This window comes from Enterobacter sp. N5-15 (assembly GCF_057221635.1).
In genome coordinates this window covers 605,686-632,090 of record NZ_CM170150.1, presented here as the reverse complement: position 1 = coordinate 632,090, position 26,405 = coordinate 605,686, and the positions used below count along the sequence as shown (strand labels likewise).

General features: G+C 57.5%; 29 protein-coding genes and 1 pseudogene. 15 read left to right on the top strand and 15 right to left on the bottom strand.

What is annotated here, in order from left to right:
- Positions 1-20 precede the first annotated feature (20 nt).
- Both AC2TE5_RS02970 and AC2TE5_RS02965 read left to right on the top strand, forming a co-directional pair.
- Positions 21-1,868 carry a 3'-5' exonuclease gene (locus AC2TE5_RS02970; protein ID WP_484612637.1) on the top strand — a complete coding sequence of 616 codons (1,848 nt, stop codon included), beginning with the start codon at positions 21-23 and terminating at the stop codon, positions 1,866-1,868.
- A 130-nt stretch (positions 1,869-1,998) separates the two neighbouring features.
- Positions 1,999-3,209: pseudogene (locus AC2TE5_RS02965) on the top strand (IS481 family transposase).
- Between the two features lie 14 nt (positions 3,210-3,223).
- On the opposite strand, the gene AC2TE5_RS02960 reads toward AC2TE5_RS02965, so the two are convergent.
- Complete coding sequence (locus AC2TE5_RS02960) at positions 3,224-4,582, bottom strand: esterase-like activity of phytase family protein (protein WP_484612636.1); 1,359 nt, start codon at positions 4,580-4,582, stop codon at positions 3,224-3,226.
- Between the two features lie 411 nt (positions 4,583-4,993).
- Here AC2TE5_RS02960 and AC2TE5_RS02955 point away from each other — a divergent pair, with 411 nt between their 5' ends.
- The gene (locus tag AC2TE5_RS02955; RefSeq protein ID WP_484612635.1) at positions 4,994-5,539 is read left to right on the top strand and encodes a YfaZ family outer membrane protein; all 546 of its coding nucleotides are present in this window, start codon (positions 4,994-4,996) and stop codon (positions 5,537-5,539) included.
- A complete protein-coding gene (locus tag AC2TE5_RS02950) occupies positions 5,539-5,859 on the top strand; it encodes a hypothetical protein (protein WP_193940835.1) in 321 nt (106 codons plus the stop codon). Before AC2TE5_RS02955 ends, AC2TE5_RS02950 begins: the two co-directional genes overlap by 1 nt.
- Before the next feature lie 45 nt (positions 5,860-5,904).
- On the opposite strand, the gene AC2TE5_RS02945 is transcribed toward AC2TE5_RS02950, so the two are convergent.
- On the bottom strand, positions 5,905-7,275 hold the full coding sequence (locus AC2TE5_RS02945; RefSeq protein WP_484612634.1) for an NAD-dependent succinate-semialdehyde dehydrogenase: 1,371 nt from the start codon (positions 7,273-7,275) through the stop codon (positions 5,905-5,907).
- A 151-nt stretch (positions 7,276-7,426) separates the two neighbouring features.
- Here AC2TE5_RS02945 and AC2TE5_RS02940 point away from each other — a divergent pair, with 151 nt between their 5' ends.
- Together AC2TE5_RS02940 and AC2TE5_RS02935 are read left to right on the top strand one after the other, a co-directional pair.
- Entirely contained in the window at positions 7,427-8,170 is a 744-nt protein-coding gene (locus tag AC2TE5_RS02940; RefSeq protein ID WP_484612633.1) for a helix-turn-helix domain-containing protein, read from the top strand.
- A gap of 47 nt (positions 8,171-8,217) precedes the next feature.
- A complete protein-coding gene (locus tag AC2TE5_RS02935; protein ID WP_484612632.1) occupies positions 8,218-8,856 on the top strand; it encodes a LysE family translocator in 639 nt (212 codons plus the stop codon).
- A gap of 30 nt (positions 8,857-8,886) precedes the next feature.
- Here the strand turns inward: AC2TE5_RS02935 and AC2TE5_RS02930 are convergent, their stop codons facing one another.
- Positions 8,887-9,189, bottom strand: coding sequence for a BrnA antitoxin family protein (locus AC2TE5_RS02930; RefSeq protein WP_116342305.1), 303 nt, complete (start codon positions 9,187-9,189; stop codon positions 8,887-8,889).
- A complete protein-coding gene (locus tag AC2TE5_RS02925) occupies positions 9,176-9,463 on the bottom strand; it encodes a BrnT family toxin (RefSeq protein WP_010427219.1) in 288 nt (95 codons plus the stop codon). Before AC2TE5_RS02925 ends, AC2TE5_RS02930 begins: the two co-directional genes overlap by 14 nt.
- Positions 9,464-9,633: 170 nt before the next feature.
- Between AC2TE5_RS02925 and AC2TE5_RS02920 the strand changes: the two genes are divergently transcribed.
- Entirely contained in the window at positions 9,634-10,905 is a 1,272-nt protein-coding gene (locus tag AC2TE5_RS02920; protein WP_032660921.1) for a DUF445 domain-containing protein, read from the top strand.
- On the opposite strand, the gene AC2TE5_RS02915 is transcribed toward AC2TE5_RS02920, so the two are convergent.
- The 5 genes from AC2TE5_RS02915 to AC2TE5_RS02895 form a co-directional block, all read right to left on the bottom strand.
- Positions 10,902-11,978 carry a DUF2955 domain-containing protein gene (locus AC2TE5_RS02915; RefSeq protein ID WP_119935694.1) on the bottom strand — a complete coding sequence of 359 codons (1,077 nt, stop codon included), beginning with the start codon at positions 11,976-11,978 and terminating at the stop codon, positions 10,902-10,904. The genes AC2TE5_RS02920 and AC2TE5_RS02915 overlap by 4 nt on opposite strands.
- Positions 11,979-11,982: 4 nt before the next feature.
- Positions 11,983-13,050 carry an HlyD family secretion protein gene (locus AC2TE5_RS02910; protein ID WP_484613307.1) on the bottom strand — a complete coding sequence of 356 codons (1,068 nt, stop codon included), beginning with the start codon at positions 13,048-13,050 and terminating at the stop codon, positions 11,983-11,985.
- Positions 13,047-13,517 (bottom strand): MarR family winged helix-turn-helix transcriptional regulator, encoded by a 471-nt coding sequence (locus AC2TE5_RS02905; protein ID WP_484612631.1) that lies wholly within the window; start codon positions 13,515-13,517, stop codon positions 13,047-13,049. Before AC2TE5_RS02905 ends, AC2TE5_RS02910 begins: the two co-directional genes overlap by 4 nt.
- Positions 13,518-13,667: 150 nt before the next feature.
- Positions 13,668-14,363, bottom strand: a complete 696-nt coding sequence (locus AC2TE5_RS02900) for an ArsR/SmtB family transcription factor (protein ID WP_484612630.1) — start codon at positions 14,361-14,363, stop codon at positions 13,668-13,670.
- 68 nt (positions 14,364-14,431) lie between these two features.
- Positions 14,432-14,755 carry an antibiotic biosynthesis monooxygenase family protein gene (locus AC2TE5_RS02895; protein WP_484612629.1) on the bottom strand — a complete coding sequence of 108 codons (324 nt, stop codon included), beginning with the start codon at positions 14,753-14,755 and terminating at the stop codon, positions 14,432-14,434.
- 216 nt (positions 14,756-14,971) lie between these two features.
- Here AC2TE5_RS02895 and AC2TE5_RS02890 point away from each other — a divergent pair, with 216 nt between their 5' ends.
- On the top strand, positions 14,972-15,241 hold the full coding sequence (locus tag AC2TE5_RS02890; RefSeq protein ID WP_063143245.1) for a type II toxin-antitoxin system TacA family antitoxin: 270 nt from the start codon (positions 14,972-14,974) through the stop codon (positions 15,239-15,241).
- Positions 15,242-15,244: 3 nt separating this feature from the next.
- A complete protein-coding gene (locus tag AC2TE5_RS02885) occupies positions 15,245-15,766 on the top strand; it encodes a GNAT family N-acetyltransferase (RefSeq protein ID WP_213328954.1) in 522 nt (173 codons plus the stop codon).
- 50 nt (positions 15,767-15,816) lie between these two features.
- Here the strand turns inward: AC2TE5_RS02885 and AC2TE5_RS02880 are convergent, their stop codons facing one another.
- Positions 15,817-17,232, bottom strand: a complete 1,416-nt coding sequence (locus AC2TE5_RS02880; protein ID WP_484612628.1) for an aldehyde dehydrogenase family protein — start codon at positions 17,230-17,232, stop codon at positions 15,817-15,819.
- Between the two features lie 100 nt (positions 17,233-17,332).
- On the opposite strand from AC2TE5_RS02880, the gene AC2TE5_RS02875 reads away from it, so the two are divergent.
- Positions 17,333-18,235 carry a LysR family transcriptional regulator gene (locus AC2TE5_RS02875; protein WP_484612627.1) on the top strand — a complete coding sequence of 301 codons (903 nt, stop codon included), beginning with the start codon at positions 17,333-17,335 and terminating at the stop codon, positions 18,233-18,235.
- Here AC2TE5_RS02875 and AC2TE5_RS02870 read toward each other — a convergent pair.
- Positions 18,222-18,701: a carboxymuconolactone decarboxylase family protein gene (locus AC2TE5_RS02870; RefSeq protein WP_014882392.1), complete on the bottom strand. Its 480-nt coding sequence runs from the start codon at positions 18,699-18,701 to the stop codon at positions 18,222-18,224. The genes AC2TE5_RS02875 and AC2TE5_RS02870 overlap by 14 nt on opposite strands.
- A 101-nt stretch (positions 18,702-18,802) precedes the next feature.
- Between AC2TE5_RS02870 and pdxR the strand changes: the two genes are divergently transcribed.
- On the top strand, positions 18,803-20,191 hold the full coding sequence (gene pdxR, locus AC2TE5_RS02865) for a MocR-like pyridoxine biosynthesis transcription factor PdxR (RefSeq protein ID WP_484612626.1): 1,389 nt from the start codon (positions 18,803-18,805) through the stop codon (positions 20,189-20,191).
- An 81-nt stretch (positions 20,192-20,272) separates the two neighbouring features.
- A complete protein-coding gene (locus AC2TE5_RS02860) occupies positions 20,273-20,527 on the top strand; it encodes a DUF4282 domain-containing protein (protein ID WP_213328958.1) in 255 nt (84 codons plus the stop codon).
- Between the two features lie 94 nt (positions 20,528-20,621).
- Here the strand turns inward: AC2TE5_RS02860 and AC2TE5_RS02855 are convergent, their stop codons facing one another.
- A complete protein-coding gene (locus AC2TE5_RS02855) occupies positions 20,622-20,783 on the bottom strand; it encodes a DUF1127 domain-containing protein (RefSeq protein WP_213328959.1) in 162 nt (53 codons plus the stop codon).
- Between the two features lie 176 nt (positions 20,784-20,959).
- On the opposite strand from AC2TE5_RS02855, the gene AC2TE5_RS02850 reads away from it, so the two are divergent.
- Positions 20,960-22,378 (top strand): aminotransferase-like domain-containing protein, encoded by a 1,419-nt coding sequence (locus AC2TE5_RS02850; protein ID WP_047646554.1) that lies wholly within the window; start codon positions 20,960-20,962, stop codon positions 22,376-22,378.
- Positions 22,379-22,439: 61 nt separating this feature from the next.
- On the opposite strand, the gene AC2TE5_RS02845 is transcribed toward AC2TE5_RS02850, so the two are convergent.
- From AC2TE5_RS02845 to AC2TE5_RS02835, 3 genes are all read right to left on the bottom strand, one after another.
- On the bottom strand, positions 22,440-23,561 hold the full coding sequence (locus AC2TE5_RS02845) for a ribosomal protein uL16 3-hydroxylase (RefSeq protein ID WP_484612625.1): 1,122 nt from the start codon (positions 23,559-23,561) through the stop codon (positions 22,440-22,442).
- Between the two features lie 134 nt (positions 23,562-23,695).
- On the bottom strand, positions 23,696-24,298 hold the full coding sequence (locus AC2TE5_RS02840) for an ATP-dependent Clp protease proteolytic subunit (protein WP_484612624.1): 603 nt from the start codon (positions 24,296-24,298) through the stop codon (positions 23,696-23,698).
- Between the two features lie 63 nt (positions 24,299-24,361).
- Positions 24,362-25,132, bottom strand: coding sequence for a DeoR/GlpR family DNA-binding transcription regulator (locus tag AC2TE5_RS02835; protein ID WP_484612623.1), 771 nt, complete (start codon positions 25,130-25,132; stop codon positions 24,362-24,364).
- Positions 25,133-25,214: 82 nt separating this feature from the next.
- Between AC2TE5_RS02835 and AC2TE5_RS02830 the strand changes: the two genes are divergently transcribed.
- Together AC2TE5_RS02830 and AC2TE5_RS02825 are read left to right on the top strand one after the other, a co-directional pair.
- Positions 25,215-25,601 (top strand): VOC family protein, encoded by a 387-nt coding sequence (locus AC2TE5_RS02830; protein ID WP_213328962.1) that lies wholly within the window; start codon positions 25,215-25,217, stop codon positions 25,599-25,601.
- 185 nt (positions 25,602-25,786) lie between these two features.
- Complete coding sequence (locus AC2TE5_RS02825) at positions 25,787-26,404, top strand: response regulator transcription factor (protein WP_213328963.1); 618 nt, start codon at positions 25,787-25,789, stop codon at positions 26,402-26,404.
- The last annotated feature ends 1 nt before the right edge of the window (position 26,405 follow it).

Below are 26,405 nucleotides of genomic sequence, written 5' to 3'. Positions count from 1 at the left end.
CATGAATTGGTAGGCGTAATATGGCAATCATTATTCCCACAATAAGCAGCTGTAGCGAGAAGATTACGGCCGGAGAGAAAAGGCTGGCAAGGCTTCTGGAGGGTGGGCTCAGTGAGCAATGTACCTGCTGGTATGACACCCGAATGGGAGACAAAGACGATCATCCTGATTTTGTCATTCTGGCCCCTGAAAAAGGGCTGTTGTTTATAGAAGTGAAAGACTGGTTTATCACAAAAATAAAATCGGCTAATAAAACGCATATTGATTATGAAACCAAAAACGGCATAGAGCCGTTGAAGAACCCACTCGAACAGGTTAGGCAATATACCTTTCATATCATCAATAGCCTGAAAAAAGATCCCCTGCTTCGCCAGCAGCAGGGAGATCATGAGGGCGGTTTTATTATTCCGTATGGATATGGTGTTTATTTGAGCAACATAACCCGGGCACAGCTGGAAAAGAGTTTTACACCCGTGGAGTTAAATGAAATTTTGCCCACCAGCCAGGTGATATGCAAAGACGAGCTCAACGAGTTTATGACAAGAGAACAAATCTCTGACCGGCTCGAATCCCTTCTCAAACATCGCTTCGTTCATCACGCAACACCGCAGCAGTTCGACCGCATCAGATGGCATCTGTATCCCGATGTACGCATTAACCCATCCGTGACGCGGGTTGATCTGGACAATTTTACGTTCCACACCCCTGATGTGGTTTGCATGATGGACAGATACCAGGAACAGCTCGCCCGAAGTATGGGGGCAGGACACAGGGTAATTCACGGCGTAGCAGGATCCGGCAAAACGCTCATTCTGTATCACCGCTGCATTGAGCTTGCCAATAATATTGAAAACACCAAACCGATACTGGTGATTTGCTACAACATTACGCTGGCCAAAAAACTCAAAGCGCAGCTCGAACACCACAGTCTGAGACTTCCTGTCGAGGTTATCCATTTTCATGCCTGGTGCTACCAGCAGTTAAACGCGCAACGACGTATTCCCCCAAAGAGCAAAAACTTTATTGAGCTAATGGAAAATGCGCTAACGGTGGCATTTGAAGAAGGGGTTATCAAACCAGAGCAGTACAGCGCCGTTTTGATAGATGAAGGACACGATTTTAAGCCGGAATGGCTAAGAATTCTCGCTAAGATGCCGGACAATAAAGATAGCGCCCTGCTTTTCCTGTACGATGACGCTCAGTCAATCTATCAAAAAAAGAAAGCTCTCGATTTCACCCTGTCCAGCGTCGATATAAAGGCTCAGGGTCGCACAACAATTCTCGATACCAATTATCGCAACACCCGGCAAATACTTCACTTCGCCAGCAGCGTTGCATTTAATTATCTCAATAATCACATCGAAGATTCCCTCAAATACCAGCTGCCTGCCGCAGGAGGACTGTCCGGGCAATATCCGGCGCTGGACAGCTTTGATAATCAGGACGAGGAGATTACACGCGTTCTCGATTGGGTTACTGAACAGCGACAGCAGGGGATTGCATGGTCGGAAATCGCCATACTGTGCCCCTCAACTTACAGCATTTCAGGTATGCTCGGGCCAAGGCTCGAAGCCCGCAAGATCCCATACCAGATGATTGTCTCCAGCGATGATAAAAAGCACTGGTCACCGCAGAATGATTTCCTCTGCGTCATGCCGCTTCCCAGCAGCAAAGGGCTTGAGTTTAACTCGGTCGCCATTATGGATGCCGCAAAGGAAAGGGACAGTGAAGATCTGAGTGACGATATCAAGCGCCTTTACGTCGGTTTTACCCGCGCGCGACAGAATCTTCTGGTGACTATGCATGGAACCGGAGGCCTGCGAGATCATCTGGTCGAGACCTGGGAAAAGAGCGTTAAGACGGTCTAGCTGTCCAGTAAGCACCGAACAATCCCCTCTCCCCTATGGGGTGTACGGTCCGGGGACATAGTGAACACTTGTTCGGGGACATGGTAGACACTTACAACTAAGGCATAAGAACCCGTTTATGGAGTCGCTTATGCCCTGGGATGCGAGAGATACCATGTCATTACGTACCGAGTTTGTTTTGTTCGCCTCGCAGGACGGGGCGAACATTCGTTCCCTCTGCCGTCACTACGGTATTTCACCTGCCACAGGCTACAAGTGGCTTCGCCGCTGGGCTCAGGAAGGTGCCGCCGGCCTTCAGGACCGCCCGCGCATACCGCACCATTCCCCGAACCGCTCATCTGACGACATCACAGCCCTGCTGCGCATGGCGCATGACCGCCATGAGCGCTGGGGCGCACGCAAGATAAAGCGCTGGCTCGAGGACCAGGGGCACCGCATGCCCGCCTTCAGCACCGTCCATAGCCTGATGGCCCGCCATGGTCTGCTGCCGGGCGCTTCACCGGGCATTCCCCCCACGGGACGGTTCGAACATGACGCGCCGAACCGCCTCTGGCAGATGGATTTTAAGGGCCACTTTCCCTTTGGCGGCGGCCGCTGCCATCCGCTCACCCTGCTGGACGACCACTCCCGTTTTTCCCTGTGCCTGGCGCACTGTACCGATGAACGGCGCGAGACCGTGCAGCAGCAGCTGGTCAGCGTGTTTGAGCGTTACGGCCTGCCGGACCGGATGACGATGGACAACGGCTCACCGTGGGGAGACACCACCGGCACCTGGACGGCGCTGGAGCTGTGGCTGATGCGCCACGGTATCCGGGTGGGGCACTCCCGGCCTTATCATCCGCAGACGCAGGGCAAGCTGGAGCGTTTTCACCGCAGCCTGAAGGCGGAAGTACTGCAGGGAAAATGGTTCGCAGACAGCGGTGAGCTGCAGCGCGCCTTCGACCACTGGCGGACGGTCTATAACCTTGAACGCCCGCACGAGGCGCTGGATATGGCGGTACCGGGCTCGCGGTATCAGCCGTCAGCGCGGCAGTACAGCTGCACCACAACGCCCCCGGAATACGACGAGGGCGTGATGGTCAGGAAGGTGGATATCAGCGGAAAGCTGAGCGTGAAAGGGGTAAGTCTGAAGGCAGGCAAGGCGTTCAGGGGAGAACGGGTCGGGCTGAAGGAGATGCAGGAAGACGGCAGCTACGAGGTGTGGTGGTACAGCACGAAAGTGGGGGTGATCGACCTGAAGAAAAAGTCGATCACCATGGGTAAAGGATGATAAAAAGTGTTCACCATGTCCCCGAACACCTGTCTACCATGTCCCCGGACTGTACATGGGGAGAGGGTTAGGGTGGGGGGTAAACTTATTTCACCGCTTCCGGCAGCGTTATAATCCACAACTCGCTGTCCGACTCCGGCTTCTTCAGCGGCTTCACGCTGAGCGTGGTTTCAACCGGTTTATCATCCAGCGTCAGCTTGCCTTCCGCGTTCACCCGATAATCCTTGAGCTTCTTGCCCTCGACCGGGTTTTGCATCGCCACCTTCACGCCAAAATCGTTATCGTTCGCCACCGCCAGCGTTTTGCTGTCAATTAGCGCCAGCCCTTCGGCCTTCTCCTGCTGCCAGCCCAGCGCGCGGAGATCGACAACCTGCGTTTTAGCCGCAAGCGTTATGCCGCGCTGCGCCAGGGTTTTCTCATCATCAAACTCCGGGTACTCACCCGGCTTGTCAAAGGCGGAAAGGTCGCTCGCCTTGCTGAGATCCACCTTGTAAATCAGGTTACGCATGCCGTCGTTTTTATCGCTTCCCTGCTCAATCAGCAGGATGTGCTGGTCATCGAGCGCCACAATGTCGCCGATTTTGGCGTCGCTGTTTTTACCGTAGGCCGCGCTGTCGATTGGGTAACCGTACATCGCGGTTTTCCCGGTCGCCGGGTCGAAGCTCACCAGACGCGTAAACAGCGCCTGCTTTTTGCTCTTACCGTCGATATCCAGCGTGCTTTGCACGGCGGCGATAATCCGCCCGTCCGGCATTCGGGTCAGGCCTTCAAAGCCACGGTTAGCCTGGCGCCATTTGATGATGTTTGGCAGACCGCCCGCGATGGATTTCTCCCCTTCCGCGGCCTGCGGCCCGTGGATTGCCAGGATCTTCCCTTTGCTGTCGACGTTAATCAGGAACGGGCCATACTCGTCGCACAGCCAGTAGCCGCCTTTCCCGTCCGGCGTGATGCCTTCCGTGTCCAGGCCACGGTTGTCACCCTTCAGGATGTTGAGGGTATCGCTGAACGCGACCTCATTGGTGGAGCCAATCACGCCGCTTTGCAGCGGCAGACCGTTAATCTCGCCTTTATCATCATGCAGCGGGCGGGCATCAACAGCCTCCGCTTTGCCTTTCTGAACGCGGATGGTCATCAGCAGCGGCGCGAAATCTGGCGTGACAAATATTTTGGCTTCGTTTTTCCCCATTTTTGGCGCATCGGCGTTTGGACCGCGATCGGTCACGGTCGCAAAGGTCAGGGCGTCGCCCTGCTTGCCCGTAAACAGCAGGCCAGAACCGATTCCCACGGGCAGTCCGTTCGGAAACGCCCTGGCAAACGCGCCGCTGTAGCTCACGTGGGAGCCTTCAGGGAAGCTGACGACATAGCGCTCAGCAGTAGGCTGCGCCGCCAGGCCAGAGAAAGAAAGCGCACAACCGATTAGCACAGGAATAATTTTTCTTTTCATATTGTTAGCATCCAGTTAGTGAAGCCAACAACGTAAAGAATAAACGTGTCAGAAAAATGACATGAAAAGGAAACCGACCTGCGCGATTGAACGTATATTCATCACTCGAAATGTAAGGCTTTGTTGTTTTGTGTGACAGGTGAAACATTTTCGGAAATTATTAGAAACCCAATTAATTCATCTCAAATCACTATCCCCGCCTCGTTCAGTTTATGTTTAGTCAAAAAACTAAACGGTTCCTAAACGCCAAAAACATCCCCTGTTGACACCCCGACAATCAAACACCAATGCAACAATTGCAATAAAAAACTTAACAATATCAGTATAAAACCGCGATTTATATCACATTTGCAGTCATAAACATCGCTTGTTAAGGTGCGCCCAGATGAATTTAATGACGAGGCATAAAACATGAAAAAACTGAATATCCTTCTTCTTTCTGCTCTGGCTGCCGTATCGGGTTCCGCACTGGCGATGGGCGGCACCGTTGAGCAGGGTAAAAACTTTACCAACCTCAATCTGGAAATGGGTAAATCCTCATCCGGTGTTTATCTTGAAAGTAACTGGCTCAAAAACACCGACGACGGCACCCAGACCGGCGGCGTGGGCGCAGGCTACAACCTGGAAGTGGGCCCGGTGATGCTGAATGCGGGCGCGAAGGCGATCTACCTCGGCCCGAAAAAAGGCGATAACGGCGTGGCGTTCCCGATTGGCGGCGGCGTAAACGTTGCGTTGACCGACAGCATCCACGTGTACGGTGAAGGCTATGTGGCACCAGAAGGGCTGAACAACAGCGTGAAAAACTACGTGGAAGCCAACGGCGGAGTAAGCTGGACGCCGATTACGCCAGTGACCCTGAAAGTGGGTTACCACCACGTGAGCGTGGATGGCAAAGACGGTCGTCCTGGCCACACGCTGATTGACGGCGCATATGTAGGCGGTGGAGTGACCTTCTGATGAAACACCGCATTACCGCGCTTTGCGTTCTGAGCCTCACGCTGATGCTCACCGGCTGCGTCCAGTACAAATGGGTGAAACCGGGCGTCAGCGACGCTGACATGAATAAAAAGCTCACGGAATGCGAAGCGCAGGCCCTGATCGATCTGCCCCCGGATAACGTAGTAACCGGTTCGAGCTCGGAAAAAACGGACAAAAAGAACAAGAAAAAGGATATTTCCACGAGCTACACGGTCGAAGACGCGAACGAATATCGCCGGGATACGTTAGTCGACAGCTGCATGTTCAAAAGCGGCTGGGACAAGATCGAAGTGCAATAATCTCCTTTAAAAAAACCTGCCGGTTGGCAGGTTTTTGATTATCTCTTACTTACGCACCACCACCAGCTTCTGGTTCACAAACTCTTTGATCCCCAGGTCCGACAGCTCGCGCCCGTAGCCGGAGCGCTTCACGCCGCCGAACGGCAGCTCTGGCGCAGTATCGGTGAGCCAGTTGATGTACACCATCCCTGTCTCAATCCGTGACGCCATTTTCTTCGCGCGCTCGATATTCTGACTAAATACCGCCCCGCCCAGGCCGTAGTGGGAGTCGTTCGCCAGCGCGACCGCCTCGTCGTCGCTTTTCACGACGTAAATCTGCGCTACCGGGCCGAAGAACTCCTCGAAGTACGCCGGGTTATCGCGGGAGATATGCGTCAGGATCGTCGGTTCGAAGAAACTCCCGTCGCGCTGTACCGGTTTGCCGCCATAGTGCAGCGTCGCACCGTTTTTCACCGCCTCGTTAACCTGTTTGGTCAGCGTTTCGAGCGCATCTTTAGATGAGAGCGGCCCCAGCGTGGTGCTTTCGTCCAGCGGATCGCCAATCTTCACCTGCTTAAACGCCTCGGTGAATTTACTCAGGAAGGCATCCGCAATCTTTTCATGCAGAATAAAGCGCTTCGCCGCGGTGCAGACCTGCCCGGCGTTATTGAGTCGCGCATTCACGCCAATTTTCACGGCCCTCTCAAGGTCTGCATCGTCCAGCACCACGAACACATCGTTACCGCCCAGCTCCAGCGTGGATTTCTTGATGTGCTTCGCCGCCTGCGCAGCCACCGCGCTGCCCGCCTTTTCGGAGCCAGTTAGCGCAGCGCCCTGCACGCGATCGTCGGCTATGATGTTTGCCACCTGCTCGGACGAGATAAACAGGTTGGTCCACGCCCCTTCCGGCGCGCCCGCCTCGCGCACCAGATGGGCAAAGGTCTCGGCGCAGTGCGGCACGATGCTGGCATGCTTGGCGATCACCGGGTTGCCCGCCGCCAGGTTGGGCGCCAGAACGCGCATCAGCTGGTAGTACGGAAAGTTCCACGGCTCAACGGCCATCAGCACGCCGATGGGGTGATGCTCAACCCACGCTTCCCCGAGCTCAGACGGATACTTCACCGGGGCCAGGAACCGCTGCGCGTTGTCGGCGTAGTAGCGGGCGATCTGCGCGCACAGCTTTACCTCGCCGCGGCTCTGTTCGATGAGCTTACCCATCTCCTGGCTGGCGATTTTCGCCAGATCCTCCGCGCGCTCGTCGATCAGGTCGGCGAGCTTATGCAGCACCGGCAGACGCTGGTTGATGTCGCCTTTCGCCCAGTCCGAATGATAAAGCGCATCGGCCGCCTTGAGCGCCGCTTCGATATCCGCATCGGTATGCGAGGGGTATTCTTTGATGAGCTGGTTAGTGGCAGGATTTACTGTCTGATAAGCCATGTCGAATCTCCTTGTTTTACCGCTTAGGGTATTAAGGGTAGTCAACATGACTGGCCGTGGACGTAAAGTTGGGTATATCCGGAAGGTTCTTAATGAAGCGCTGCCAGACGGTTCGCTGACGTGGTATAAAAAACCTTCAGAAGGAGCGCCCATGACCGATACCCGACACGTCCGCCAGACATTTCACCGCGCCTCAGGCCTTGAGCTGCGCAGCACCTGGCAGAGTACGCAGGCGTACAAACGCCATAGTCACCCTCAGCTCTCCATCGGCGCGATTGTGGAGGGCCAGACCTGCTGCGTGTGTCATGACAGACAGTACATCCTTAACCCCGGGGACCTCATCGTGATCCCTGCCTGTGCGCCGCACAGCTGCAACCCCGTCACCGGGAATCCGCGCAGCTACCATATGCTCTATATCGACACCGAGCTTCCGCTGGCGCTACAGGTGATTCGTAGCCCTGACCTGTTTGCCCACTACCTGGACGTTGTCGAGACCCTGTCTCAGGCATCACTGGAGACACTGCTTTCTGCCCTTCCCCGTGCTGCGGATAGAGCTGACGCGCTTCGCCCAACCAGCCAGCAGGTTCAGGAGGCATTTCTTTCCGATCTCACCTGCCCGCCTTCCCTCGACGAGCTTGCCCAACGCTTCTCGCTGCGCAAGGAGACGCTGATTCGCACCTTCAAGCAGGACACCGGCCTGACGCCGGGCAGCTTCCTCAGCATTTCCCGCGTGGAGTACGCCAAGGCGCGGCTGCGCGCTGGAGATGATATTGCCGACGTCGGCTACCAGAGCGGCTTTGCAGACCAGAGCCACTTTCATAAGACCTTCGTCAGCTATACCGCCGCCACGCCGCGCCAGTATGCCATGGGCCGATCAATATCAGACAATAAATAGGTTCTGCAGCGCCGTACTCTGGCCTCGGATTATTAACCGAGGTCGCTATGGAACTGTTATTTCCTTCCGCTTTTCTCGCTCTGGCGCTGGCGCACTTTGTTGCCCTGCTAAGCCCGGGCCCGGATTTCTTCCTGTTGGTGGGCTACGCCGCGCGCTATCGGCTGCGCGGCAGCGCCGGGCTGTGCCTCGGCATCGCCGCGGGTAACGGGCTCTACATCCTGCTGGTGATTATCGGCTGGAGCGCGCTGCGCCAGTTTACGTGGCTTTTTACGCTTATCGAGCTTTGCGGGGCGCTGTACCTGCTGTGGATCGGCTCGCATCTGGTGCGCAGCCGACCTCAGGCGCTGGCGCTGAATGAAACTCACCAGCGCTTCCCTTCCCTGCGCAAGCAGATCCTGCTGGGGCTCGGTTCGGCGCTGTTAAATCCGAAGAACGCGCTGTTCTATCTGGCGCTGATGACGGCATTGCTGGGGCCGGACGTGACGCTGCTTCAGCAGGCGACCTGCGGCGTCTGGATGGTGATGGTGGTGCTGGTGTGGGATCTGGCGCTGGTATCGCTGATGGGGCTATCGGTGGTTCAACAGAAGCTCAGCCGTTCGCTGTGGTGGATTGAGCGCACGGCGGGGGTGGCGCTGATGGGGTTTGGGGGGTGGGTGCTGTGGCGGCTACTGGAAATTATACGCTGAGTTAGCGGGCAGCCTGACGCCGCCCGTTGCTTATTTTTTATTTTGATCGCGCAGCATTGCTTCACGCAAAATGGCATTGAGCCTCGTCTGATAACCTTTTCCAGGCCGTTTAAGCCACTCCATCACGTCAGCGTCGATACGTACAGATGCCTGAGTTTTGAGTGGCCGATAGAACTTCCCTCGCACCGCCCCTGACCACTGTTCATCCCCCGTGGCAGGGATATCGCTGTAATCAATCTCTGCTTCCGATTTTTCGGCGAGTGCTTTGAGCTCAGCCTCACGACGAGCACTAACCTCAGGCGCACTACCGCGTTTATGTTTAACCATGCTCATAACGGCTCCTCTCTTTACGGTCCGCCTTTCGTGCGCTAATGATTCGAATGACTTCGTCACCACTTTCAAAACGTACCGTGTGTGCGACCATAATGACAATTAGACCATGTACAAGGCCAATGGTCTGCCAACGGAACTCTCCATTTTCATGACGATCCTGCAGAGATAAATGGTAAGGATCGTCAAAAACCAGAACAGCCTCTTCAAAGCGGATCCCATGCTTAATGAGATTACTTTTCGCTTTGTTGGTATCCCATTCAAACTCCGTTGGCATAGTGTACCCTTCCCTTATTGTATATACAAAAAAGCATATACAAAACGTTCGTAAATTGAACCGGTCGACATCGTTCAATTTCATTTTCTGAAGGCGCATTCCAGAAGCTGAAACGCGAAGGTCCTTCTCCTTCTTTGCACTTTCCCCTCGCTTCCCTCTATCCTTACCCCATGGAAAAAATAGCTGAACTCAAACGCGCCAAGCTGTTGGCGCTGTCGCTGCTGCTGGTTGCCGCCGCGGCGTTTATCACCACCCTGTTCCTGCCGCAGACCTTCTGGGTGCGCGGCGTGAAGGCCATTGCCGAGGCGGCGATGGTCGGCGCGCTGGCAGACTGGTTCGCCGTGGTCGCGCTGTTCCGCCGGGTGCCAATTCCCTTTATCTCCCGCCATACGGCGATCATCCCGCGCAATAAAGACCGGATCGGCGACAATCTTGGCCAGTTTGTGCAGGAGAAGTTTCTTGATACTCAGTCGTTGGTGGCCCTAATCCGCCGCTATGAGCCCGCACAGATGATCGGCGCCTGGTTCAGCAAGCCCGACAACGCCCAGCGCGTCGGGCTGCATTTGATGCAGGTGATGAGCGGTTTTCTCGAACTGACCGACGACGGGCGCATTCAGCGCCTGCTCAAACGGGCGGTGCATAAGGCCATCGACAAGGTCGACTTCACCGAAACCAGCGCCGTGATGCTGGAGAGCATGACCAAAAACAACCGCCACCAGGTGCTGCTGGACGCCATCATCAACCGCCTGATTACCCTGATTCAGCGGGAGAGCACGCGGGACTTTATTGCCGATCAGATTGTCCACTGGCTGAAGACCGAACACCCGCGCAAGGCGATGGTGCTGCCCACCGAGTGGCTGGGCGATCAAAGCGCGGAGATGGTGTCGAACGCGGTGAACACGCTGCTGGACGATATCAGCCACGACCGCACGCACCAGATCCGCCAGGCGTTCGACCGCGCCACGCTGAAGCTTATCGACAACCTGAAAAACGATCCGGAAATGGCGGCGAAAGCCGACAACATCAAGCACTACCTGAAAAACGATGAGGCGTTTAACCGCTATCTGGGAGAGATGTGGGCTGACCTGCGCCAGTGGCTGAAAGCGGATATGCAAAGCGAGGATTCGCGCGTGAAGCAACGCATCGCCAACGCCGGGCTGTGGTTTGGCGAAACGCTGTCTAACGACGCCAGCCTGCGGGCGTCGCTGAACGAGCATCTGGAGCAGGCCGCGCACCGCCTCGCGCCGGATTTCGCGGCGTTTCTGACCCGTCACATCAGCGACACGGTCAAAAGCTGGGACGCCAAAGACATGTCCCGCCAGATTGAGCTTAACATCGGTAAAGATCTGCAGTTCATCCGCGTCAACGGCACGCTGGTCGGCGGGACGATTGGCCTGATCCTGTTTTTACTCTCGCAGCTGCCTGCCGTGCTGGGGCATTAATCTACTTTGGGCGGCGCGATGACGTAGCGCGTCGCCTCAAAGCGGTTGAGGATCAGGTGCACCAGGAAGACCATCGTCAGCGTTGCGACCAGCGAAAAGGTGACGGAAGTGATGCGGTACAGATCGCTGAACACCAGGTCAGTGTCCGGGTGCATGTTCTGCCCGAACATAATGCCGATGGTCGTGATGCTGGAGAACCCCACGCCCGCGCCCACCTTTTCCATCACGTGCAGGCGCGCGCCAAACGCCAGCCCGAGGCCGATCAGCGGCATCATCAGCAGCATATGGCTGCTGTGATCGTAGAGGATCAGCTGCACCACCAGAATATAGAGACAGCCCAGCACTACCCCGACCACGCGCCAGATAGAGCTCATCACCGAACCGCGATAGTGCATCGGGAACAGAATCAAAATCCCCGCCATCAGCGCCGAAAGCGAATCGCTTAAGTCGCTAATCTGGAACACCACGAATATCAGCGTCGCGACGGTGCCGGAGAGCAGCGACTCGTGGCGCACACGGGCATCGTCTTTCTCAATCAGCGGCGGCGGCTTGCGGGGCTCGACGTCCGGCAGGAGGTAGTTCATCAGCGCGCTCAGGCACACCGCCATCACGCTCGCCTCGATGTTGGAAAACAACAGCGTGTGCCAGTTGGTAGTGGGGTAGCTCATAAAGTTGAGCATCACGCTCTGGCACACCACGCCCATTGAGCCAAACAGAAACAGCGGCCCCTTGCTCATAAAGCGAAAGCGCATCACGTACAGGGCAAACACCACCAGCGTCATGATGACCGGCCATTGCGACAGATAGCCGATAATGAAGATCATTTCGACGCAGTTAAGCGCGGCGCTGAAGATAAACTGCTTTGCCACGTGGCGGTTAAAGACCGGCACCAGCGACAGGAGCATGATCGGATAGACCACAAAAAACACGCCGTAGCTGGTGTTGTAAAAGCTGGAGATGCTCAGCGCAATCATCCCGGCAAAGACGATGCGCAGGGTCTGGCGAAAGTCGTTTGCCGTATAGACGATGTTGCCGTGCGGGGTAAAGACCCGCGCCAGGGTGCTAATAGACATCGAACTAATAAACATAGTGAAGCAGGCTCACCAGGTGGATCTGCATCCCGGAGAAGAAGCGCGCAAACGGCCCCTCGCTGTTGTAGAGCTGCACGGTGGCGCGTGCGCCGGTCGGCAAATGCTTCGGCAATTCTTCGTCCAGCGCGACGTGAATACGCATGCGTTGGGCATCGCGCACCCAGCGGTTGGAGGTTTCCGGTTCGGACAGCTGACCGTTCACGGCCTCCTGACCCGCCAGTATCCCCGCGTCGCTGCTGGTCACGTGGGCGCGGAAAACGTGCCCCGGGAAGGCGTCGAACACCACGGCGGCGTCGGTGCCCTGATGGGTGTGGCGCAGGCTTTTTTCACGAAAATCGGCGACGATATCGGTCTGGTTGTTCACCAGCGCCAGCGCGGCTGAGCCGGACGAAGCGTAAAAGCCCGGGCTTAACTGCAGGTTACTGACCGTGCCGTCCGCCTGGGCGTAGACCTTCGTCCAGCCGAGGTTGAGTTCCGCTTCATCCAGCGCGTTGCGGTATTTTTGCAGCGTCACGTTGCGGTGCTCGTCCCGCTCGCCGCGCTGAATACGCAGGTTATGAATATTGGCCTGGATGGAGCTGACGGACTGCTCGCTGCTCTGCCAGGTGGTGCGGACCTTATCCAGATCCGCCTGCGAAACGTTCTGCAGCGTGCTTAGCTTCTGGTAGCGATCGAAGGTCACTTTGTCGTTACGCGCGGTCAGCACGGCGGTTTTCAGGCTGGCCTGCGCGGCGGCGAGCTGCGCATCCAGCTGTTCGTTGGAAAGGCGGGCCTGCTCGAGCGCGATTTGCGCCGCTTCCACCTTATTGCGAAACGGCGTGTCGTCGAGCTCAAACAGCAGATCGCCTTTCTTCACCTGGCTGTTGTTGTGGACATGTACCGCCGCCACATAGCCGGAGACGCGCGGAGAAACCGGCGTCACCACGCGCATCACGGTGGAGTCCGGCGTCAGCGGGATCCAGATATCCGCGACGATAAAGTAGACAAACATCAGCAGGAAAGAGGCAATACTCACCCTTACCCAGCGGGCAAACTTTTGTTCAGGAGTCATTATTTTTCGGTCTTGTTATCTTCTTCGCGGATTGTCCGCAAATTGCAGGCGATTTGATTCAGGGTGGCGCTGAAAATGTCGATATGTTCCGGCGCGATGTTTTGCGATACGCGCGCCTGATAGGTCTCAATAACCTGAGTGAGCCGTTTTAATACGGCTTCTCCCTCAGGCGTCAGCGTCAGAAGCCGGATGCGCTTGTCATAAGGCGATACCGCGCGCAGCAGGTAACCCTGCTTTTCCAGCTGTGTCAGGGTGCGCATCAGCGGCGGCAGTTCAATGCCCTGCACCTCCGCCAACTCACTCATGGAGACGTTATCCCCGAGCTGATGAAGCTGCATCATCACCGTCCAGCTCGACTGGGTTAACCCGGTATCGAGAATGGCATCGTCGATGACGGCACGCCACTGGCGCACGATCATCGCCATCCGCATACCCATCGGCCTGCGGCTGAACAGTTCTTCTTCACTCATGGGGGAAACCTCTCGTCACACGCGGTCAAGATAATAGTTATCAGGGTAAGTATCAAGAAACGAGAGGTAAAAGCGCAGGAATTGCGAAACGATGTTCTCCCTCTCCCCGTGGAAGAGGGTCGGGGTGAGGGCACCAGCCCGCAGCAGAGTTTAGCGGCTAAAATGCTTCCTGACGGCACTTTTCCCGGAAGCCGTCACCACCACCTCCCTGTACCCCGCCACGCGCTGGATCCACCCTTTGCTTTCCAGATAAATCAACAGCGCCGCGCCCGCCTCACCGCCAAGATGAAAGCGCCGCTCGCTCCAGTCCAGGCAGGCGCAGCAGGCCTTGCGACGGGTATTAGGATTTAGCGGAACACCAAGCTTCAGAAACTGCTCGCGGCCATACGGCGTGAGCGCTGAACCGTCTGCCTCCAGCCACGCTTCCGCCTGCATGAAATCATAGATTTGGACCGCGACCGTCCCGGCAAGATGGTCGTAGCAGGTTCGCGCTTCGCGCATGGCTTTCGGCGCGGTGGTTTCCGGCGGGGTGATGCGGCTCCAGGAGAGCCCCATCATCTGCTCGACCAGCGCCGCCACGTCGTGCCCCGCCAGGCGATAGTAGCGATGCCGCCCCTGAGACAGGCAGGTAATCAGCTTTCCTTCCACCAGCCGGGCGAGATGTCCGCTGGCGGTCGACGGCGCAACGTCTGCCGCCGCGCTCAGCTCGGTAGCGGTCCACGCCCGGCCGTCCATCAGCGCGCACAGCATCTTCACGCGCGACGGATCGGCCATTGCCGCCGCCACAGCCGCAACGGCCTGTTCCAGCGCCGCGCTGTTATCAGGAGGTAGGCTCGTTTTTAACATATGTCGCCCAGGGTTCGGTGATCTCTGCGGCCAGCTTATCATTATCCGTCGGCAGAATGAGGTGAACGTCATGCATCCGCGTGCCCTCCGGTTTCGGAACTGTATTCCCGCACCAGCTGCGCCACCCGAATACGGTAAAAAGAAAAAATCGACTCCCGCCCTTCGGCCTGCGCGGCCTGATGGAAGACGTTCTGCTTCCAGCGGCGGACGGCCTCTTCGTCGCGCCACCAGGAAAGGGAAAGGATTTTGCCGTCGGTCATCAGGCTCTGGAACCGTTCGATATCGATAAATCCGTCGATATCCGCCAGCAGAGGCTTGAGTTCGGCGGCAAGCTGCAGATAGCGCGACTGATGCGCGGGCGCGGCCTTCGCTTCGAAAATGACTGCAATCATGGGTGTCTCTCCGTTGTGGGGATGAGGGGAGAATGCAGGATGGAAAAGCACAATGCTTCGGTAAGGAGCGAAGTATTGTGCCGGATGGCGCTGCGCTCAACTTCTCGTTGAATTCCGGTGAGGACGCACTTATGATTAATGTACGGATAAATGCCGTACATTAGTGTTACCTGTAAAACGAGGCGTTAAGCCCGGATAAAGATTGAGAATGAAACCATGTCAGCACTGAAGAAACAGCGCATCGATCTCCGGTTAACCGAAGATGACAAAAACATGATCGAAGAAGCGGCGGCAATGACAAACCAGTCGATTTCACAATTCATGGTCAGCACAGCCTCTGAACGCGCAGCAGAGGTAATTGACCAGCACCGCCGCCTGGTCCTTAGCGAAGCATCCTGGAATACGGTGATGGACGCCATCAGCAATCCGCCTGCGCCAAATGACCGCCTGAAGCGAGCGGCTAAGCGTCTCCTGGATATGGAGTAAAACGTGAACGACGTGAAGATAGGGATCTTTTCAGAAGACGTTGAGTACGACCTAAGCCAGTTCGACTGCGGAGAAGAAAGCCTTAATACCTTTCTGACGGAGCACCTGAAACGCCAGCATCGTGGAAAGTTTTTGCGGGGCTATGTCCTCACCACACGAGAGCCAAAACCGCGTATTCTGGGCTATTACACGCTCTCCGGAAGCTGTTTTGAAAAGGCTTACCTGCCCTCAAAAACTCAGCAAAAACGTATTCCTTATAAAAATGTGCCGAGCGTCACCCTTGGCCGCCTGGCGATTGATAAACGTATTCAGGGGCAAGGCTATGGAGAATTACTCGTTATTCATGCCATGAAGACCGTTTATTTGGCCTCGTTTGCCGTCGGCATTCACGGTCTGTTTGTTGAAGCACTCAACCATAAAGCCAAAGAGTTTTACCTCAAAATGGGGTTCATACCGCTCCTGGCCGAGAATGAATTCACGCTGTTCTTACCGACGAAAACCTTTGAGAGCGTGTTTGAAGAGTGATCAAGCACGTAACGCCCCGGCTAGCGGGGCGTACTTTACCTTCAGCGGTTTTAACCCAGAATCGACCTCGGCTCCATAAACGCCCGAATCCCCCACTCGCCCATCTCGCGCCCCACGCCGGAGTGCTTAAACCCGCCGAACGGCGCTTTCGGTTCATGGGCAAGCGTGTTCACCAGCACGCGACCGGAAACAATCTGCTGCGCCACGCGGCGCGCGCGGTCCGCATCGCCGCCCAGCACCATCGCGCTCAGTCCGTATTCTGTGTCGTTGGCAATGGCGATCGCCTCCGCTTCGTCCTGATAAGGGATTACGCACAGCACCGGGCCGAATATCTCGTCGCGGGCAATGGTCATCCGGTTGTTCACGTCGGCAAACAGCGTCGGGCGCACAAACCAGCCGTCTTGCGTCCCGTCCGGTCTCCCTTCACCACCCGCCAGCAGACGCGCCCCCTCTTCGATGCCTTTACGGATATAGCCCTGCACCCGCTGCCACTGCTTTTCGCTGACCATCGGGCCGACGTCCGTCGCGCTATCGCGCGGGTCGCCGGATTTCACCGCCGCCACGGCCTGCGCCAGCGCGGTTTCGATCTCCGCCTTACGCGCCTGCGGCACCAGAATGCGCGTCCCGGCCACGCACGCCTGCCCGCTGTTCATAAACCCGGCCTGAATCACCAGCGGGATCGCCAGCGCCAGATCCACATCATCCAGCAGGATCGTCGGCGATTTGCCGCCTAGCTCCAGGGTCACGCGCTTAAAGCTCTCCGCCGCGTTGCGCAGGATCGCTTTGCCGGTATTCGTGGAGCCGGTAAACGAGATTTTTGCCACGTCCGGATGGCGGCTGATGGTCTCACCTACCGTCTCGCCGCGCCCTGTGACGATGTTAAACACGCCCGGCGGCAGCGCGGCATCGCGCAGCGCTTCGGTGACAATCTGTGTTTGCAGGGCGCTCATTTCGCTCGGCTTGATGACTGCCGTACAGCCCGCCGCCAGCGCGGCCGCCAGCTTGCCGCAGATAAACCCCGCGTCGCTGTTCCACGGCGTGATAAGCCCGGCCACCCCAAGCGGCGTCATCTGCACCGTTGCCGCGCCTGCGGGGGTGACGAATGCGAACGCCTCCAGCGCCTCAATGGCCTGAGCAATCACCTCCGCCGGATAGCTGGCCATCCACGCCGAGCGCGAGGCGGGCGCGCCGTATTCTTCAACGATCGCGTCGAGCAGATCGTCGTGGCGAGCGGCCACGGCGGCGTGCATACGTTTTAGCGCCGCGATGCGTTCCTGCTTTGTTGTCTGCGACCACGCCGGAAACGCCGCTTTTGCCGCCGCAATGGCGCGCTCTGCGTCAACCTCATCCGCCAGACGAACCTGGCCGATAACCCGCGCCGTCGCCGGGTTGTATAAATCAAACCACTCTGTGCCGTGCGGGGTAACAAATTCGCCGTTAATAAAAATCTGTTCGATGGTGTGCATATAAACCTCCTCAGGCTGTGTGAGCACAGTCTGGCACGGCTTCTCCGTTGCGATAATCCACGCTATGCTGCAAGGGTTGTTTCGATTTTCAGGATAATCTATGCATCGTTCAGGTCTGACAGAGCTGGAAGTGGTGATGGCCGTCGTGCGGCGCGGCAGCTTTCGCGCCGCGGCGCAGGAGCTGGGCATGTCCGCCACGGCGGTCAGCAACGCCATCGCCGGGCTGGAGAGCCGCCTTGAGACGCGCCTTTTCAACCGCACCACCCGCAGCGTGGCGCTTACCGATGCCGGGCAGCGCTTCGTGGCGCGTATCGGCCCGGCCCTGCAGGAGATCCGTCTCGCCAGCGAGGAGATCCACAGCGACACCGGGGAACTTACCGGCACGCTGCGTCTGAACGTGCCGAACCATATCGGCACCCTGTTTCTGGACCAGCTGCTGATCGACTTTATGATCCGCTACCCGAAGATGCGCGTAGAGACCGTCAGCGAAGCGCGAATGATCGACATCGTAGCGGAAGGCTTTGACGCGGGGATCCGCCTTGAGGAGTCCGTGCCGCAGGACATGATTGCCGTGCCGCTAACCGGGGAGATCCGCCAGCTTGTCACCGCCACGCCGGACTATTTTGCACGTCACGGCATTCCGCAGACGCCGGACGATCTGCTTTCACATCAGGGGATCGGCATGCGCATGGCCCACGGCGGGATCTACCGCTGGGAGCTGGCGCGTCGGGGGGAAACGTACGCCCTTGCCGTGCCGCCGCGCTTTGCGACGTCCGATCTTTTTGCCTCGATCCGCGCCGTGAAAGCGGGATTAGGGGTGGGGTTTTTGCCGGAACTGTATATCCGTGAAGAGCTTGAGCGTGGAGAACTGGTGAGCGTCTTAAACGACTGGGCGCAGCCCTTTGCCGGGCTGCGCCTGTATTACCCCGGCCATCGCCACGTTCCGCCAGGGTTACGGGCGCTGGTGGCGACGATCCGCGAGCGCGGGATTATTCCAGGTTAGCCTTGTTCAGCCCGTAAGCCGCATCCAGTGAGCCCGGCGCCATGCGGGAGGTGATCCCCAGACGGTTCCAGGCGTTGATCGCCACGATGGCGAAGTTCAGCTCTGAAATCTCAACGTCCGAGAAGTGCTCCGCCACGCTGCGGTACAGCGCGTCGCTCACGCCGTGAACGCCAATCTGGGTCAGCGCTTCGGTGAAGGCCAGCGCGGCTTTCTCGCGGGCGCTGAACAGCGGGGACTCGCGCCATGCCGCCAGATGGTACAGGCGCAGCTCGCGCTCGCCGGCGATTTTGGCCTCTTTCGAGTGCATATCCAGGCAGAAGGTACAGCCGTTCAGCTGCGACACGCGAATGTCGATCAGGTGCTTCAGCGCCGGGTCGATGGAGGTTTTTGCCACTTCCATGCTCAGGGCGGACAGGGCGTTGGCGAGGGCAGGTGTAACTTTATGGTGGTTAACGCGGGTGCTCATTGTCTTTCCTCTTTTTGTGCGGCATGTGTCATGCGATGAGGCAAATCTACGCCGTTCATGACATAGTAAAAAGATACAAAAAGCGAGAAACGAGGTAGGACATGAAGCCGGGCTATCACGAGATTTATTCCCGCTATCGCGACAACATCACGCGCGGCGTGCTGAAGCCGGGCGATAAGGTGCCGGCCATCCGCGTGCTGGCGGAAGAGCTGAAGGTGGCGCGTAAAACCGTCGAAACGGCGTATGCCATTCTGACGGGTGAAGGGTATCTGGTGAGCCAGGGCGCGCGCGGCACGCGGGTTAACCCGGATTTACTGTTGCCGGATAACAATGCCCCTGCGGAACAGCCCACCGGCACGCTTCCAGCATCGCTCATCAGCCAGCGCGAGCGGGCGGGGTTTCTGCGCCCCGGCATCCCGGCCCTCGACAGCTTTCCGTATAAAAAATGGCTGCTGCTGGCGGGCCAGGCGACGCGCGCCATGCGCCAGGAGGAGATGCTCAACCCGCCCGTCACGGGCTGGTATCCGCTGCGCCAGGCCATCGCCAGCTATCTTAATATTTCACGCGGGCTGTCCTGCAGCGCCGAACAGGTGCTGATCACCAGCGGCTACAGCGGCAGCCTGCGGCTGATCCTCGACACCCTTGCCAGCCGCAGCGACAAGGTGGTGTTTGAAGATCCGGGCTATTTTATGGGCCAGCAGCTGCTCAAGCGGATCGTGCCGCGCCTGCACACGGTGCCGGTCGACCGTTCAGGTATCGATACGGACTACCTGCTCCGTCACCATCGCGACGCCCGTTTTGCCATCGTCACCCCGTCGCACCAGAGCCCGCTGGCGGTCACGCTCTCGCTGCCGCGCAAGCAGCAGCTGCTCGACTGGGCCAGCCAGAACGAGGCGTGGATTATCGAAGACGATTACGACGGGGAGTTTCACTACACCCGCAAGGTGCTGCCGTCGCTGAAAAGCCTCGACCAGCACGACCGGGTAATTTTTATGGGCACCTTCAGTAAAACCATCATGCCGTCGCTGCGCATGGGCTACGTGGTGATGCCCGCCAGCACCGTCGGGGCCTTTACCGACTGCGCGGACATTACCACCAGCGGCCAGCCGGTGCTGACGCAAAAGATCCTCACCGCGTTTCTCAACGAAGGGCATTTTTTCCGTCATTTGAAAAAGATGCGCGCGCTGTATCAGACCCGCCGCGACTGGATGATTGCCGCCCTGCGCGAGGTGTATGGCGATCTGTTTTTCACCGAGCAAAACGACGGCGGGATGCATATCGTGGCGTTTCTGACCAGAGGAAGCGGTGACCGGGAAGTGGCGCGCTGCTGGCAGGAACAGCAGCTGCAGGTGAATGCGCTTTCGGAGTGGTATCGCGGGTCGTGCAAACGCTACGGGCTGGTGATGGGATATAACAACGTGCGGTCGTATCAGGAGGCGCTGGATTTGCTGGAAAGACCGAAGCGGCAGACGCTTGAAGTATTACTCTGAAATCAGATATCTGCCAAATTAGCATCGATTTAAAATATCTATATAATCTGATGGCTTTTTTACATTTCTAAGGAAAAGAAAATGAAATCAATTTTGGGATTTGATTATTTATTAACACCACGCGTGCTGGTCTTATTTTACTGGATCGCCATGCTGCTTATTTTTGCAGGCGGTGTGTATACCATGTTCAGCGACCATCTCGTCACCGGCTTTATCGGTATGGTATGCAGCCTGGTCGGATGCCGAGTGATGTTCGAACTGATTATGGTTGCGTTCAAGAACAACGAATATTTGCGCCGCATCGCTGAAAACACGTCGATAAAATCTGCCGAATAATCCGCTTGTTATATGCCGGGTGACGGCTACGCCTTACCCGGCCTACTCGATCCCGTAGGCCCGGTAAGCGAAGCGCCACCGGGCGATAAATGCCTCACACGTCATACCGCGACAACCCAACGTCCTTGAGCTGCTCGTCGCTCATCTGGCTCAGAATGCGGCGGGTACGGTTGATGCGATACCAGTTGCAGATCGTTTTGCCGATCCAGACAAACACGGCGAACGGACGTTTTGAACGGTTCTCATAGAATTCCATGATGCTCTCCTCACTGTACCAGTGGGGTTATCATCCCGGAAATCGACCCGTGCAATACAGACTCAAAAACACCTTTTGTTTAACATACAGATCCGCTAAAACAGTATCTGCATGCCAATTTTTACGGCAATCTGTACTGGTTTTACAATCTGTATGGTGAAAACAAAGGATACAGCATGACGCGCTATCAACATCTCGCCAACCTTCTGGCAGAACGCATTGAACAAGGGCTGTATCGCAGCGGCGAACGTCTGCCGTCGGTACGCACGCTGAGCCAGGAGCACGGCGTGAGTATCAGCACCATACAGCAGGCCTATCAGATCCTCGAAAACCTCCAGCTGATCACCCCCCAGCCGCGCTCCGGCTATTTTGTTTCGCAGCGCAAAGCCCAGCCGCCGGTTCCGGCCATGACGCGCCCGGTGCAGCGCCCCGTGGACGTCACCCAGTGGGATGAGGTGATGATGCTGCTGGACGCCCGCGCCGACAAAGAGATGATCTCATTTGGCGGCGGCTCGCCGGATATTAACCAGCCGAGCCTGAAGCCCCTGTGGCGCGAGATGAGCCGCATTGCGCAGCATAATCCGGGTGAAATGCTGAGCTATGACGTGCTCGACGGGCGCCTGGAGCTGCGCGAGCAGATCGCCCGCCTGATGCTGGACGGCGGCTCGACCGTGGCAGCGAACGAGATTGTCATCACCAACGGCTGCCACGGCGCGCTGTCGATCGCCCTGCTCTCGGTGTGTAAACCGGGGGACATCGTGGCGGTGGAGTCACCGTCGTTTCACGGCACCATGCAGATGCTGCGCGGGTTTGACATCAAGGCGATTGAAATTCCTACCGATCCCGAGACCGGGATCAGCATCGAGGCGCTGGAGCTGGCGCTGGAGCAGTGGCCGATCAAGGCGGTGATCCTGGTGCCCAACTGCAATAACCCGCTCGGGTTTATCATGCCGGAAGCGCGGAAAAAGCAGGTGTTAGCCCTGGCCCAGCGGCACGATATCGTGATCGTGGAGGATGACATTTACGGCGAGCTGGCGGCGGAGTACCCGCGCCCGCGCACCATCCACTCGATGGATATCGACGGTCGCGTGATCCTCTGCAGTTCGTTTACCAAAACCGTGGCGCCGGGCCTGCGCGTCGGCTGGATTGTGCCGGGGCGCTATTACGACCGGGTGATGCACATGAAATACGCCGCGGGCGGGTTTAACGTGCCGGGCACGCAGATGGCGGTGGCGGCCTTTATTCGCGACGGGCATTATCATCGCCACGTGCGCCGTATGCGTCAGATTTATCAGCAGAATATGGAAACCTACACCTGCTGGGTGCGGCAGTATTTTCCGGCAGAGATTTGCGTCACGCGCCCGCAGGGCAGCTTCCTGCTGTGGATTGAGCTGCCGGAGAAGGTCGACATGGTGTGCGTCAGCAAGCAGCTGTGTCGGCTGAAGATCCAGGCCGCGGCCGGGTCGCTGTTTTCCGCCTCCGGGAAGTACCGCAACTGCCTGCGGATCAACGTGGCGCTGCCGCCGACGGAGAAGAATCGTGAGGCGTTGAAGAAGATGGGCGAAGCGATTGTGATTGCGATGGAGGAGGGCTAGTGCGGCCTGATGCCCTCACCCCGACCCTCTCCCACAGGGAGAGGGAGAAAACCGTGCCGCACTACTCGTCGAAGTACCAGTACCCCTGGTTAATCAGCCCGGTGAGCTCTTCAACAAACGCCGGGTTATTCAGCGCATCGCCCAGCTCGGCCTGGCCGAGTTCGGTGTAGCGGCACAGCGCATCCGCCGCCTTCGCGTCTACCGTCTCCAGCTGTTCGCTGTTGATGAAGAAGCTGCCGTTAACGTTCAGCACGCGCAGGCCGCTCAGGCGGGACAGCGTTTCGCCGCCCTGCAGCGCGTCCAGCACCTCTTCCGGCGCGTACGGCGGCTCGGCGGCGGCGATATCCAGCTCGTGGCGCGGCGTCGAGACAAAGCTGCCGAACCATTTAGTGAAATCATCAGGCTTGCCGATCATGTCGATCATCATCTGACGAATGCGATCCAGCTCGTACTTCTCCACGCGGCCCGGGTGTTCGCGACAGGTAAGATCCGGATCGCTGTAGTGCTCGCCGCCCAGATCGTTTTCCAGCGCGTAATCGGCGAAGCTGCTGATCAGATCGCGACCGTTCGGCCCGCGGAAGCCGACGGAGTAGTTGAGCGCCGTCTCATGGGTAAAGCCATCGTGCGGGAATCCAGGCGGGATGTAGAGGATATCGCCCGGCGCCAGATCTTCGTCGATGATCGGCTCAAACGGATCGACGTGCAGCAGCGCCGGATGCGGGCAGAACTGACGCATCGGCAGCTTGTCGCCCACGCGCCAGCGGCGGCTGCCCATCCCCTGAATGATAAACACGTCGTACTGATCGATATGCGGACCCACGCCGCCGCCCGGCACGGAGAAGGAGATCATCAGGTCATCCAGACGCCAGTCCGGCAGGACGCGGAACGGACGCACCAGCTCTGCGGCGGGCATATGCCAGTGGTTCACCGCCTGCGCCAGCAGCGACCAGCCGGTTTCGCCCAGATCGTCAAAGTGCTCAAACGGACCATTGCTGGCCTGCCACTTGCCGTTGAAATGGCTCACCAGGCGGCTATCGACTTCCGGCTCCATCGCCAGGCCTGCCAGCTCGTCCGGGGTAATCGGATCGACAAAATTCGGGAAGGCATTTTTCAGCACTACGGGTTGTTTTTGCCAGTATTTCTCAAGAAATTCCGGCCAGTTCAGGTTCAGTTGATACGCCATGGGTAGCACCAGTGAGAGGGGAAACAGGCGCGATTATAAAAGAGACGGTACGAGGGGAACTTGTCATGGGTCAAACGAGGGCGTGTAGGTCGGGTAAGGCGAAGCCGCCCCCCGACACGTACACGACGTAAATCTTAATCCAGCTTCAGCTCGTCATAATGGGTAATTAGCTTGCCCACGATGCCGTAGTCCAGCGCTTCTGCCGGAGACATCCAGAAGTTGCGATCGGTATCTTTTTTCACTTTTTCCAGCGGCTGGCCGGTGGCGTCGGCGATCAGCTTGTTCACGCGATCCAGCATGCGGATGATCTCGCGCGCTTCGATCTCAATATCCGTTGCCTGACCGCGCACGCCGCCCAGCGGCTGGTGGATCATAAAGCGGGTATTTGGCAGCGAGTAGCGGTGCTCTTTCTTCGCCGCCAGGAAAATGGTGATCCCGGCGCTCGCCACCCAGCCGGTGCCGATGACGTGCACTTCCGGGCGGATGAACTTGATGAAGTCGTGGATGGTATCGCCCGCTTCCACGTGGCCGCCCTGGCTGTTGATGTACAGCTTGATCGGATCGTTGCTGACACTTTGCAGCAGGATCATCTGGGTGATGACCTTCTGCGCCAGCTCCTGGTTGATCTCACCGGAGATCACAATCGAACGGGACTCCAGCAGTTTTTGCTGCAGAGCGCCCGCGCCGTTTGACCCTTCCGCCTTTTCCTTTTCGCTTTCTTTCAGTGTGTAGTGCATTGTTATTTCCTCAGCTTGTAGCGCTCAAAACCAGAGTGTAGCCTGTTTTACCGGTGAAAGTCCTCAGGCGCACACAATGCGAACCTCCTGCGCCGCAAACGCGTCGAGAACGCGCTTTTCAATCCCCTCTGCCACCACCAGCACATCGATGTCGCGGCTCTTCGCCACCACATAGCGCGCCACGCCGGGAAGCTTGTCGGCGGTCAGGGCCACGATGGTCTGGTTGCTCTGGGCGATCGCAACCTTTTTGAACGTACAGTCGGCAAAATCAAACCCGGTAAGCCCCATCTCCGGATCCATCGCACAGCCGCCGATAAACGCCTGATCGAAGATAATTCCCTGAATCTGGCTTGCCGCCGTGGCGCCAACCGTTCCGCCGGACGTCCGCTGGATCTGCCCGCCGGTGACGATCACCTCGCACAGCGGATGATGCAGCAGCTCCGCGGCAATCGTCGGGGAGTTGGTGACCACCGTGACGCTGAGGTCCGCCGGGAGGGCTTTCGCCAGCGCCAGGTTAGTCGTTCCCGCGTCGATAAAAATACAGCCGCCAGGCTTAACCAGGGCTGCTGCTTTCTGCGCGATTGTGTTCTTTTCTGCACTTATTTTCTGTTCGCGGCTGAAAAAATTACCCGCATCCGGCAGCTGAAGCACCGCGCCGCCGTAGACCTTTTTACAATAACCTTCTTTGCTAAGTTCATGTAAATCCCGGCGAATGGTGTGCTCGGAAACGTTCATCTGGCTCGCCAGCTCAGCGCACACCACCCTTCCGCTCTCCTGAAGGATCTGGCGGATCCTGGCTTGTCGTTGCTCCGGAAAAACAGCATAATCGAGCATAAGAAGTCCCTGGTAAAAGTCTAATCGAGTATCAATGCGCATAATGTTGCACAATCGCGCAACACAAACAACGAGGGTTATTATGAATATTGCACATGTCGCACTCTGGACCCGCAGCCTGAACGCACAGGTTGAGTTCTGGGAAACGGTTTTTAATGGCCGCAGTAACGAACGCTACGTCAGTAAAAATCGTCCCGGTTTTGAATCACACTTTATTACGCTGGATGACGGGCCGACCATCGAGCTGATGACGCTACCGGATCTGCCCGGTGCCCCTGCGCACCCGGAGTTTATCGGCTGGGCGCATATCGCTATCAACGTCGGCAGCAAAGCACAGGTCGACAGCATGGCCGAGCGGGCGCAGGCAAACGGCACGCTGCTCAGCGCCCCGCGCATGACCGGGGACGGCTTCTATGAAGCGGTGATCGCGGATCCGGACGGCAACCGCATCGAGCTTGTGGGTGCATAAAATCAGCGTTTCGTTGCTTAACCGCCCCGGTCACGTATCGCTATACTTCATCTTCATACGGTTATCATATTGTGAAATGATAATGATAGTTAATGTGTTAAGATGAAAGTCAGCATAAACAGTCCCTTACGTAACGGTCGGGATTGTTTGCATCCTCGACATGTCAATCAGCACCGGGGCGGTGAATGGAACACATTGTGTATGTGGTAGATGACGATGACGCAGTCAGGCAGTCCGTGATCGGGCTGCTGGATTCGGCAGACCTGAACGCCGTCGGCTTTTCATCGGCAGAAGCGTTTCTTCAACACCGCTTTGAGGATCTGCCGTCGTGCGTGGTCCTCGATATGCAAATGCCCGCCATCTCGGGCTTTGAGGTGGCTGACGCGCTCAAGGACAGCGGGCGCGAGATCCCGATTATTTTTCTTACCGGCCACGGCACTATCCCGATGTCGGTGCGGGCCATTAAAGGCGGCGCGTACGAATTTCTCACCAAGCCCGTCGAATCCACCGCGCTTATCGACGCCATCGAGTCCGCGCTTCAGCTGGCGGAACACAACGCCGCGCGCAATAAAGAGCACTACGCCCTGAAGCAGCGCCATCTGTCCCTCACCCCGCGCGAACACGAGGTGCTCACGCTGGCGATAAGCGGCATGCTGAACAAGCAGATTGCCGCCGAGCTGGGCGTCAGCGAGATCACGGTTAAGGTGCACCGTCGCCGCGTGATGGAGAAAATGCAGGTGCGCTCCGTGGCGGAGCTGGTCAGGGCCGTTGAGCGCCTGACCAATAGCCAGCCCGCGGAGTAAC

What these genes read in the sequence shown, in the direction of transcription:
- AC2TE5_RS02945 (WP_484612634.1), bottom strand. Translation starts at nt 7,275, where the DNA reads ATGGCTTATCAGACAGTAAATCCTGCCACTAACCAGCTCATCAAAGAA.
- AC2TE5_RS02940 (WP_484612633.1), top strand. Translation starts at nt 7,427, where the DNA reads ATGACCGATACCCGACACGTCCGCCAGACATTTCACCGCGCCTCAGGC.
- AC2TE5_RS02955 (WP_484612635.1), top strand. Translation starts at nt 4,994, where the DNA reads ATGAAAAAACTGAATATCCTTCTTCTTTCTGCTCTGGCTGCCGTATCG.
- AC2TE5_RS02920 (WP_032660921.1), top strand. Translation starts at nt 9,634, where the DNA reads ATGGAAAAAATAGCTGAACTCAAACGCGCCAAGCTGTTGGCGCTGTCG.
- AC2TE5_RS02970 (WP_484612637.1), top strand. Translation starts at nt 21, where the DNA reads ATGGCAATCATTATTCCCACAATAAGCAGCTGTAGCGAGAAGATTACG.
- AC2TE5_RS02890 (WP_063143245.1), top strand. Translation starts at nt 14,972, where the DNA reads ATGTCAGCACTGAAGAAACAGCGCATCGATCTCCGGTTAACCGAAGAT.
- AC2TE5_RS02830 (WP_213328962.1), top strand. Translation starts at nt 25,215, where the DNA reads ATGAATATTGCACATGTCGCACTCTGGACCCGCAGCCTGAACGCACAG.
- AC2TE5_RS02935 (WP_484612632.1), top strand. Translation starts at nt 8,218, where the DNA reads ATGGAACTGTTATTTCCTTCCGCTTTTCTCGCTCTGGCGCTGGCGCAC.
- AC2TE5_RS02930 (WP_116342305.1), bottom strand. Translation starts at nt 9,189, where the DNA reads ATGAGCATGGTTAAACATAAACGCGGTAGTGCGCCTGAGGTTAGTGCT.
- AC2TE5_RS02835 (WP_484612623.1), bottom strand. Translation starts at nt 25,132, where the DNA reads ATGCTCGATTATGCTGTTTTTCCGGAGCAACGACAAGCCAGGATCCGC.
- AC2TE5_RS02875 (WP_484612627.1), top strand. Translation starts at nt 17,333, where the DNA reads ATGCATCGTTCAGGTCTGACAGAGCTGGAAGTGGTGATGGCCGTCGTG.
- AC2TE5_RS02880 (WP_484612628.1), bottom strand. Translation starts at nt 17,232, where the DNA reads ATGCACACCATCGAACAGATTTTTATTAACGGCGAATTTGTTACCCCG.
- AC2TE5_RS02850 (WP_047646554.1), top strand. Translation starts at nt 20,960, where the DNA reads ATGACGCGCTATCAACATCTCGCCAACCTTCTGGCAGAACGCATTGAA.
- AC2TE5_RS02895 (WP_484612629.1), bottom strand. Translation starts at nt 14,755, where the DNA reads ATGATTGCAGTCATTTTCGAAGCGAAGGCCGCGCCCGCGCATCAGTCG.
- AC2TE5_RS02845 (WP_484612625.1), bottom strand. Translation starts at nt 23,561, where the DNA reads ATGGCGTATCAACTGAACCTGAACTGGCCGGAATTTCTTGAGAAATAC.
- AC2TE5_RS02825 (WP_213328963.1), top strand. Translation starts at nt 25,787, where the DNA reads ATGGAACACATTGTGTATGTGGTAGATGACGATGACGCAGTCAGGCAG.
- AC2TE5_RS02870 (WP_014882392.1), bottom strand. Translation starts at nt 18,701, where the DNA reads ATGAGCACCCGCGTTAACCACCATAAAGTTACACCTGCCCTCGCCAAC.
- AC2TE5_RS02925 (WP_010427219.1), bottom strand. Translation starts at nt 9,463, where the DNA reads ATGCCAACGGAGTTTGAATGGGATACCAACAAAGCGAAAAGTAATCTC.
- pdxR (WP_484612626.1), top strand. Translation starts at nt 18,803, where the DNA reads ATGAAGCCGGGCTATCACGAGATTTATTCCCGCTATCGCGACAACATC.
- AC2TE5_RS02860 (WP_213328958.1), top strand. Translation starts at nt 20,273, where the DNA reads ATGAAATCAATTTTGGGATTTGATTATTTATTAACACCACGCGTGCTG.
- AC2TE5_RS02900 (WP_484612630.1), bottom strand. Translation starts at nt 14,363, where the DNA reads ATGTTAAAAACGAGCCTACCTCCTGATAACAGCGCGGCGCTGGAACAG.
- AC2TE5_RS02960 (WP_484612636.1), bottom strand. Translation starts at nt 4,582, where the DNA reads ATGAAAAGAAAAATTATTCCTGTGCTAATCGGTTGTGCGCTTTCTTTC.
- AC2TE5_RS02905 (WP_484612631.1), bottom strand. Translation starts at nt 13,517, where the DNA reads ATGAGTGAAGAAGAACTGTTCAGCCGCAGGCCGATGGGTATGCGGATG.
- AC2TE5_RS02855 (WP_213328959.1), bottom strand. Translation starts at nt 20,783, where the DNA reads ATGGAATTCTATGAGAACCGTTCAAAACGTCCGTTCGCCGTGTTTGTC.
- AC2TE5_RS02950 (WP_193940835.1), top strand. Translation starts at nt 5,539, where the DNA reads ATGAAACACCGCATTACCGCGCTTTGCGTTCTGAGCCTCACGCTGATG.
- AC2TE5_RS02840 (WP_484612624.1), bottom strand. Translation starts at nt 24,298, where the DNA reads ATGCACTACACACTGAAAGAAAGCGAAAAGGAAAAGGCGGAAGGGTCA.
- AC2TE5_RS02915 (WP_119935694.1), bottom strand. Translation starts at nt 11,978, where the DNA reads ATGTCTATTAGCACCCTGGCGCGGGTCTTTACCCCGCACGGCAACATC.